Below are 8,854 nucleotides of genomic sequence, written 5' to 3'. Positions count from 1 at the left end.
GCTGTCCCTTACGCGATCCCCCCGTCGTTTAAAATCGCACCGCCGCTCCCCCCCCGCCGCGGCGCCCCCCGCACCTGAACACGGTGACGCCGCTGCAGGCTTACGGGGACATTTCTGGATGTCCGCCGGTATCGGAGCGGGCCCGCCCGTTCGTCCATCTGTCCGAAAGAAGGTCAATCGGCAGCGGACGGTGACCGTCGGCGACCGTCAGCCGCGCCCCAGTGCTCCGGTCAGTTCGATCTCGATGACGACCCGGAGCGGGTTGGGCCGCGGCTGCCTGCCGTAGCGCTCCGCGTACCGCCGTTCCGCCTCCGCGACCCGCTCCCGGTCCTCGTGGACGCGGCCGAGCCCCTCCAGGGTGGCCCAGCGAGCCCCCTCCAGCTGGCACACCGCGACCCGCGCGCCCCCGGCGCCCGCCGCGCGCACGTGCCGTGCCTTCGCGCTCCCCGAACGGGTGATCACCCGAGCGATCCGGGCCTCCGGGTCGTATGTGACACCGACGGGCACCACATGAGGGCTGCCGTCGGCGCGGAGGGTGGTCAGCGTGCACAGGTGGCGCTCCCGCCAGAAGGCGAGGTACGCGGCATCGGGGTCACCGGGGTCCACTCGATAAGTACTCACGGCCTGGAATCTAGCGGGATCGCGGGATACCCGGTCCCCACAGGCACTCGCAGGGGACTTCCCCGGGGTCGGTCGGAAACCCGAACCCGCCCGGAACCCTCCCCGCTCCACACTTGAGTGGAATAGACTCAACTTTATGTACGTTGCCCAAGTCACCGTGACCGGCGCAACGGCTGACGCAACGGCCGACGCCAGGAGGGAAACGCGAACGTGGACGCCGAGCTGACCAACAGGAGCCGGGACGCGATCAACGCGGCCAGCAACCGGGCCGTGTCCGAGGGACACGCCGACTTCACCCCCGCCCACCTGCTGCTGGCTCTGCTCCAGGGGCAGGAGAACGAGAACATCACCGACCTGCTCGCCGCCGTCGACGCCGACCAGGCGGCCGTCCGCGCGGGCGCGGAGAAGATCCTGGCCGGTCTGCCCAGCGTGACCGGCTCCACGGTCTCGCCGCCCCAGCCCAACCGCGAGCTGCTGAGCGTGGTCGCCGAGGCCCAGGCCAAGGCGAAGGAACTGGGGGACGAGTACGTCTCCACCGAGCACCTCCTGATCGGGATCGCCGACAAGGGCGGCCAGGCCGGCGACGTACTCTCCCGGCAGGGGGCGAACGCCAGGAAGTTGCAGGAGGCGTTCCAGAAGGCAAGGGGAGGACGCCGGGTGACCACCGCCGATCCGGAGGGCCAGTACAAGGCCCTGGAGAAGTTCGGGACCGACTTCACCGCCGCCGCGCGGGAGGGGAAGCTCGACCCCGTCATCGGCCGGGACCAGGAGATCCGGCGCGTCGTCCAGGTGCTCTCCCGCCGGACCAAGAACAACCCCGTCCTCATCGGTGAGCCCGGCGTCGGCAAGACCGCCGTCGTCGAGGGCCTCGCCCAGCGGATCGTCAAGGGCGACGTGCCCGAGTCGCTGAAGAACAAGCGGCTGGTCTCGCTCGACCTCGGCGCCATGGTCGCCGGGGCCAAGTACCGGGGCGAGTTCGAGGAGCGGCTGAAGACGGTCCTCGCCGAGATCAAGGACTCCGACGGCCAGATCATCACCTTCATCGACGAGCTGCACACCGTCGTCGGCGCGGGCGCCGGCGGCGACTCCGCCATGGACGCCGGCAACATGCTGAAGCCGATGCTGGCCCGCGGCGAGCTGCGCATGGTCGGCGCGACGACCCTCGACGAGTACCGCGAGCGCATCGAGAAGGACCCGGCGCTGGAACGCCGCTTCCAGCAGGTGCTGGTCGCCGAGCCGACCGTCGAGGACACCATCGCGATCCTGCGCGGCCTCAAGGGCCGGTACGAGGCCCACCACAAGGTCGTGATCGCGGACGCGGCCCTGGTCGCCGCCGCCACCCTCTCCGACCGGTACATCACCTCCCGTTTCCTGCCCGACAAGGCCATCGACCTCGTCGACGAGTCCGCCTCCCGGCTCCGGATGGAGATCGACTCCTCGCCCGTCGAGATCGACGAGCTGCAGCGGTCCGTGGACCGGCTCCGCATGGAGGAGATGGCCCTCGACAAGGAGACCGACGCCGCCTCCCGCGAGCGCCTGGAACGGCTGCGCCGCGACCTCGCCAACAAGGAGGAGGACCTGCGGGGCCTCACCGCCCGCTGGGAGAAGGAGAAGCAGTCCCTCAACGCCGTCGGTGAACTCAAGGAGAAGCTCGACGAGTTGCGCGGCCAGGCCGAACGCGCCCAGCGCGACGGCGACTTCGACACCGCCTCCAAGCTGCTCTACGGCGAGATCCCCACCCTGGAGCGGGCGTTGGAGGAGGCGTCCGAGGCCGAGGAGGAGGCCGCCGCGTCCAAGAACACCATGGTCAAGGACGAGGTCGGCGCCGACGACATCGCCGACGTCGTCGCCTCCTGGACCGGTATCCCGGCCGGCCGCCTGCTGGAGGGCGAGACCCAGAAGCTGCTCCGTATGGAGGACGAGCTGGGCCGCCGCCTCATCGGCCAGACCGAGGCCGTACGGGCCGTCTCCGACGCCGTGCGCCGCTCCCGCGCCGGCATCGCCGACCCGGACCGCCCCACCGGCTCCTTCGTCTTCCTCGGTCCGACGGGTGTCGGCAAGACGGAGCTGGCGAAGGCGCTCGCCGACTTCCTCTTCGACGACGAGCGGGCCATGATCCGCATCGACATGTCGGAGTACAGCGAGAAGCACAGCGTCGCCCGGCTCGTCGGCGCGCCCCCCGGGTACATCGGCTACGAGGAGGGCGGCCAGCTCACCGAGGCAGTCCGCCGCCGCCCGTACTCCGTCGTGCTGCTGGACGAGGTGGAGAAGGCGCACCCCGAGGTCTTCGACATCCTCCTCCAGGTGCTGGACGACGGCCGGCTCACCGACGGACAGGGCCGTACGGTCGATTTCCGCAACACGATCCTGATCCTCACCTCGAACCTGGGCAGCCAGTACCTGGTCGACCCGGTCACCCCCGAGGCCGAGAAGAAACAGCAGGTCATGGACGTGGTGCGGGCCTCCTTCAAGCCGGAGTTCCTCAACCGGCTCGACGACCTCGTCGTCTTCTCCGCCCTGGACAAGGCGGAGCTGGAGCGCATCGCCAAGCTGCAGATCGACCGCCTGTCCAAGCGTCTCGCCGAACGCCGCCTCACCCTGGAGATCACCCCCGAGGCCCTGGCCTGGCTCGCGGACGAGGGCAACGACCCGGCGTACGGGGCACGCCCGCTGCGCCGCCTCGTGCAGACCGCCATCGGCGACCGCCTGGCCAAGGAGATCCTCTCCGGCGAGGTCAAGGACGGCGACACGGTCCGCGTGGACACGTTCGGTGAGGGCGAGGGGCTGATCGTGGGCCCGGTCCCGTCGATGGAGAAGAAGCCGTGACGGGGAAGGACCGGGAGAACCCGCGATGCGGAAAGAGCCCGTGACAGGGACGGATCGGGGGTACCCGAAAGGTTCCCCGCCACGCTCGTAGCTGAATCCCCCGGCGGATCCGGCCAAGGGCGACGAACCGCGCGGGGCGGGGGTTGCCACCCCCCGCCCCGCATGGGAGAGGATGGCGGAATCCGTACGAAGGGAAAATCACGGTGAGCATCGACCCGTCCTCGATTCCGAACTTCGGGGGCCAGCCCGAGCCGCAGCCCCAAGGGCCGGCGGGCCCCGTCGTCCCGGATCAGGACCTCGTGAAGCAGCTCCTGGACCAGATGGAGCTGAAGTACGTCGTCGACGACGAGGGTGACCTCGCGGCGCCGTGGGAGGAATTCCGTACGTACTTCATGTTCCGTGGCGAGGGTGACCAGCAGGTCTTCTCGGTGCGCACGTTCTACGACCGCCCGCACCAGATCGACGAGAAGCCGTCTCTGCTGGAGACCATCGACGACTGGAACCGCCGCACCCTGTGGCCCAAGGTCTACAGCCACACGCACGACGACGGCACGGTCCGCCTCATCGGCGAGGCCCAGCTGCTCATCGGCACCGGCGTCAGCCTGGAGCACTTCGTCTCGTCGACGGTCAGCTGGGTGCGGGCCGCCATCGAGTTCGACAAGTGGATCGTCGAGCAGCTCGGCCTGGCCGAGGACGTCGACGAGACCGACGACAAGCCCAAGGACGGCGACGACGGGGAGTAGTCGCCGCCGCACGCCCCGCAGACCTCCGAGAGCCCGGCCAGGGCGCCCGCCGCACGGCGGCGCGCCAGGGCCGGGCTCTCGCCGTCTTCCGCCGGCCTGCCCTCTCGCTGTCTCCCGTCGGCCTGCCTCTCGGCGTCTCGGCGTCAGAACGCCGCCTTGAGCCGTTTGGCCGCCTCCTCCAACACGCCTGTCCGCTTGCAGAACGCGAAGCGAACAAAGGGGGCGCCCTGCTCGCGGTGGTCGTAGAAGACCGCGTTGGGGATGGCGACGACTCCGGCCCGCTCGGGCAGGGCCCGGCAGAAGGCGAAGCCGTCGGTCTCGCCGAGGGGGCGGATGTCGGTGGTGACGAAGTACGTGCCGGCGGTACGGAACACGCCGAAGCCGGCGTCCGCGAGCCCCGCCGACAGCAGGTCGCGTTTGGCCAGCATGTCCGCCCGGAACGCCTCGAAGTAGCTGTCCGGCAGCGCGAGGGCCTCGGCGACGGCGTACTGGAAGGGCCCGGACGCCACGTAGGTGAGGTACTGCTTCGCCGAGCGCACGGCGGTCACCAGCGCGGGCGCGGCCGTCACCCAGGTCACTCCTCGTTGGTCTGCCTATTCCTCTTCCTACGTCGTGCGACAGGCCCCGCTGCGGATCTCCGGCACCGGCGGTGAGCGGGCCGCGCAACCCGTCCGGTCCGGTCTGGCGGCCATCCCGACGGGCTCGGTGACACGGCACTGACCGTCGTATCCTGACCACACACGGGAAGGAGCCGTTGATGAGCGTCGACGCGATCGTGCACACCGAGTTCCCCAAGGGGTACACGGTTCTGTTCGGGGCCGACGGAAAGGTGATCATGACCCCGCAGAGCGAAGAGCACTCCAGCACCATCAGGTCGATGCAGATCGACTCCGCTCTTGCCCTCGGCCGTCACGCGAAGGTCACCTCCGATGTCTACATCGACTTCCCCGCCGACGAGAACTCCGCCCCCGATCTGGCGATCCTTCGCGAGGACGCCCGCCGGGAGGGCAAGCGCTACAGCTTCGAGGACGTCCTGCTGATCTCCGAGGTCGTCTCGACCTCCTCCGCACGCAAGGACTACGACGACTGCACCGCGAAGTACGGCCGCTACGGAATCCCGATCTACCTGGTCGTGGACCCTTACGCCCAGGAAGTCGTCCTCCACACCCAGCCGACCGCCACGGGTTACATCGCGGCCCACACCCACAAGTACGGCACGGGCAAGCTCCCCATCCCCCTGGCCGACGGCCGCACCTTCACCCTCGACCTCGACGAGCTCCCGCGCCCGGAGCCCGAGGCGGACGGCCGCTGACGAGGGACTACTCCCCGCCGGCCAGGCCACGCCAGGCCCGTGCCGTTCCGTGCCGCGAGCGCGTGCGACGAAGTCCGGTTCGCCGCAAGGAGGTTCGAAGCCGCGTTCGCTGCGGGCGACCACCACACGCACTGCCCTGAGGTAGCGGGCCCGCTCGTCCTCGGCCGAGTTGCCGGCCCCGGTTCGGCGATAGCGTGGCACGGCAAGGACTGCTGCTGACAGGTTGGACGAGTTTCATGCGGATGCGGTTCGAACCCGAGGCCGAGGAGGAGTTCGAGGCGGCGTGCGGGCTGCTGGTCGACCGCCTGGTCCGCTGGGCCGGGGAGCAGGGGCTGCCGGTGGACGGATTCACTGCCGAGGAGGCCCTGGACTACCGACACCGGGCGACTGCCGACGGCCGACTGGGGCTGTGGGAGCCGCGCCATGTGGAGGAACTACTGCTCTCCTGGCTTCCCCACCAGGTCACCGAGCTTCCCGGGGAGGAACGCGGCGACGCCCCGGGCACCTTGCGGACCCTGCTGCGCTATCTGCACGCCGCGCAGTTGGCGGACCCGCGCGGCCCCTCACTCCAGGATTCCCTTGCCGCGGTCGACAGGGTCGCGGACCGGCATCTGGCGGCGATGACGGACCGCACGCGCTGGGGACTGGCGAAGTTCTGGGCGATGACGGCCGCGGAGCAGGGCGTGGACGTCCAGGACGGGGCGGCGTTTCAGCGCTTCGCGGACCGGGCGCAGCGTGGGGAGGTCGCCTACGATCAGCAGGCCCTCGCCACGATCATGGAACGGCGGCTGACCGGCCGCGCGCTGTCCGGCGTGACCCGGGCCGAGCCGCAACTGCCCGTGATGCTTCCCCCGGACGACGGACTGCGCCGCCGGGCCGAGGCGTCGACGACCGTGGCGCAGTTGCGCGGACTCGCCGAATGGGCGGGGCAGGGCGGCCGACCGGTGACGGCGACGGGACGGCTGCGGATGGCGGAGGCCCGCGAGCTGGTGGACGTACTCGGCACCGGCGACAAGATCGAGGGGGTGCGCTCCTCTGCCGACCTGCCGCAGCTGGGCCTGCTGGTGGAGTGGGCGAAGAAGGCGCGCCTGGTCCGGGTGGTCAAGGGGCGGTTGTACGCGGTGGCCAAGGCCCGGCCGGTGCTGGCCGACCCGCTCCGGCTGTGGCTGCGCGCCTTCGACGCGTGCTTCGAGCTGCGGCAGGGCCTGATCGGGGCGCGTAGCGGCTGGCACGTCGAGTCGATGCTCTTCGACGTCTACGAGGATGTCCTGGAGGATGTACTGAACACGCTCTACAGCCTGCCGTACCCGATGCCCTGGCCGCGACTGCGCGACACGGTGCACCTGGCCTATCGAAGCTCCTTCCAACTCGACCGCGGGTTGGACCTTCAGCGCCGGATGTGGTTCGAGCACGCCGACCGGGACCTGCGCGCGGTGCTCGATCTGCTGGACGACCTGGGCGCGATCGAGCGTGACCGGGGGATGGCCGATCCGGTGTTCCTCGACATCGACCTCTCCGATGCCGGTCCCGAGCTGCTCGCGGACATGCCGCCGGAGCTCGCGGAGCTGCTGGGCGTCGCGGGGGCGGCAACGGACCCGGCGGCGCGGGAGCGTGCCGATGCCCGGCGAGAGGAGCTGACCGCCGGGCCGGTCGAGCTCATCCGTCTCACCGAGCTCGGTACCCGGGCCGTACGACAGCGGTTGCTGGCGGCCGGCAGGGACGCCCCGTTGGTCGGTGAACTGGCCCAGGCGCCGGCGGCCGGCCTGCTGGGGGTTCTGGCCGAGGAGTACGACCCGGACGCCGCCCGCACGGAACTGGCTGGCTGGATCACGGCCCGCGGCGAGCGGGAAGGGGCCCTGCGCCAACTGACCGACGCCGTAAGGACCATGACCTTCCGCACGCGTGCGCAGGCGATGCTCGACGTGCTGCTGACGGCGTTGCCGGACGGTGAGGGCGAGCGGCTGCTGCACACGTTGCGGCGGGACACACAGCTGGCGCCGCCGGCGCTGAACGCGCTGGCGCACCGTGAGTTGCTGTCCCCCGAGGACATGACCGATGCCGAGCAGCTGCTGGTGCTCGCCGAGAGCCTGCTTCAGCTCGTGGAGTTGGCGGGCGGCGGGGACGGCGCCGAGGAGACGCTGCGCGCCCAGGGCCTGCAGGCCAGGGACGCGGTTGCCGCCGCGTTGGACTCCGCGCACCCGGACCGGGCCGGACTCGACGAGCTCAGGCAGCTGGCGGCCCGGGCACTGGGTACCCACGGCGCCCGCACCGGCCGCGCGTGGAAGGCCCGGCGCTCGTCAGGCAAGAGCGGCCGCAAGCGGCGCCGCTGACCGGGCAACACCGCCTGCCCCCCAGGTGCCGGGTGCGCCGGCACTGGCACGGAGCCGGGCGGAGGGAAACCGATGGGTCCCGGCGCCGTACTTCTCGGTGGCGCGTTACCGTCGGGGTCGTGGATGAGGGATGGGGCGAGGACGGGCTGCGGGCCCTGCGTGGCGCGCTCCACGCGCAGGACGGAGTGGCGTTGCTTGCGGCGTTGCGTCGTGGACCCGTGCGTGAGGTGCTGCAGCTGGCCGGCGATGGTGTGGCCGGGGCCGCGGCGCAGGGCCTGCCGGGGACTGCGGAGATGGCGGCCTTGTTTCTCGGCGCGCACCTGGAGCGCGGCTTCCGGGGCGATGAGGAGCTGGCGGACCGGTTGCGCGCGGCTACGGGAGACGCGGCGGTGCCCCTCCTGCGCCCGCTCGCGGTCGATCTGGAGATGCTCGCCATGCTGCTGGAAGGCGACCCGGCCGAGTCCGGTGGCCGGATCGATCTGTCCACCGGGGAGTGCTGGCCTGCGTTCACCGATGAGCTGGGGCCTGGGCCCGAGGCTGAGGAGGACGACGATCCCGAGCGATGGCTGTACGTGCCGGCTCCGGGATCCCGGGCCGGTTACCGGGACATGGAGCTGTTCATCGAAGAGGTCGAGGACGTCGCCCTTGCCGACAGGCTGCGGATCGCCATGGGCGGGCGGGGTACCTTCCGGCGCTTCAAGGACGTCCTCGCTGGTGACGAGCGCTCCTGGAGCCGGTACCACCGGTTCCGCGATGAGCGACAGCGCGGACGGGCCCGCGCCTGGCTGGCCGAAGAGGGCTACTGCCCGCACATCACCTTCTTCGTAGAGCCCAGCTCGACTTCGTACCCTTCGGGGCCGGTATGACTCGTTGCTGCCCCTGTCCTGCATGATCCGGGGGCGCTGTCAGCGGGCCTGGCGGCGCCGGTTGATCGCTGATGGAAGCGTGTACGCCGACAGGCGGGTTGCGTGACATGACTGCCGAGCACCGGTGTCCCGACTCGACCAGGCGGCAGTCGGGTG

The 8,854-nt window shown here is 70.8% G+C and carries 6 protein-coding genes and 1 pseudogene; 5 read left to right on the top strand and 2 right to left on the bottom strand.

The genetic code is table 11. From position 1 onward, the window contains the following. Window positions 1–207: 207 nt before the first annotated feature. Entirely contained in the window at window positions 208–621 is a 414-nt protein-coding gene (locus ACFU5F_RS10610; RefSeq protein ID WP_383884873.1) for a TIGR03618 family F420-dependent PPOX class oxidoreductase, read from the bottom strand. A 210-nt stretch (window positions 622–831) separates the two neighbouring features. Between ACFU5F_RS10610 and clpB the strand changes: the two genes are divergently transcribed. Both clpB and ACFU5F_RS10600 read left to right on the top strand, forming a co-directional pair. After that, entirely contained in the window at window positions 832–3,447 is a 2,616-nt protein-coding gene (clpB, locus tag ACFU5F_RS10605; protein ID WP_383884870.1) for an ATP-dependent chaperone ClpB, read from the top strand. 203 nt (window positions 3,448–3,650) lie between these two features. Then, window positions 3,651–4,190, top strand: coding sequence for a YbjN domain-containing protein (locus ACFU5F_RS10600; RefSeq protein WP_383884867.1), 540 nt, complete (start codon window positions 3,651–3,653; stop codon window positions 4,188–4,190). 143 nt (window positions 4,191–4,333) lie between these two features. Here the strand turns inward: ACFU5F_RS10600 and ACFU5F_RS10595 are convergent. Continuing rightward, window positions 4,334–4,768, bottom strand: a pseudogene (locus ACFU5F_RS10595) (aminotransferase class I/II-fold pyridoxal phosphate-dependent enzyme); the annotation flags it as partial. A gap of 179 nt (window positions 4,769–4,947) precedes the next feature. Here ACFU5F_RS10595 and ACFU5F_RS10590 point away from each other — a divergent pair. The 3 genes from ACFU5F_RS10590 (at window position 4,948) to ACFU5F_RS10580 (ending at window position 8,698) form a co-directional block, all read left to right on the top strand. Then, window positions 4,948–5,502: a Uma2 family endonuclease gene (locus tag ACFU5F_RS10590; protein ID WP_228968564.1), complete on the top strand. Its 555-nt coding sequence runs from the start codon at window positions 4,948–4,950 to the stop codon at window positions 5,500–5,502. Between the two features lie 242 nt (window positions 5,503–5,744). Further along, a complete protein-coding gene (locus ACFU5F_RS10585) occupies window positions 5,745–7,832 on the top strand; it encodes a hypothetical protein (RefSeq protein WP_383884864.1) in 2,088 nt (695 codons plus the stop codon). Between the two features lie 119 nt (window positions 7,833–7,951). Beyond that, window positions 7,952–8,698, top strand: coding sequence for a UPF0158 family protein (locus ACFU5F_RS10580; RefSeq protein WP_383884861.1), 747 nt, complete (start codon window positions 7,952–7,954; stop codon window positions 8,696–8,698). Window positions 8,699–8,854: the final 156 nt, after the last annotated feature.

The sequence above is a fragment of the Streptomyces sp. NPDC057438 genome (genome assembly GCF_042802995.1).
Classification (GTDB): Bacteria; Actinomycetota; Actinomycetes; order Streptomycetales; family Streptomycetaceae; genus Streptomyces.
This window is presented reverse-complemented; position numbering and strand designations above follow the sequence as displayed.

Coding starts and splice junctions, on each gene's coding strand:
- ACFU5F_RS10585 (WP_383884864.1), top strand. CDS start 5,745: ATGCGGTTCGAACCCGAGGCCGAGGAGGAGTTCGAGGCGGCGTGCGGG.
- ACFU5F_RS10590 (WP_228968564.1), top strand. CDS start 4,948: ATGAGCGTCGACGCGATCGTGCACACCGAGTTCCCCAAGGGGTACACG.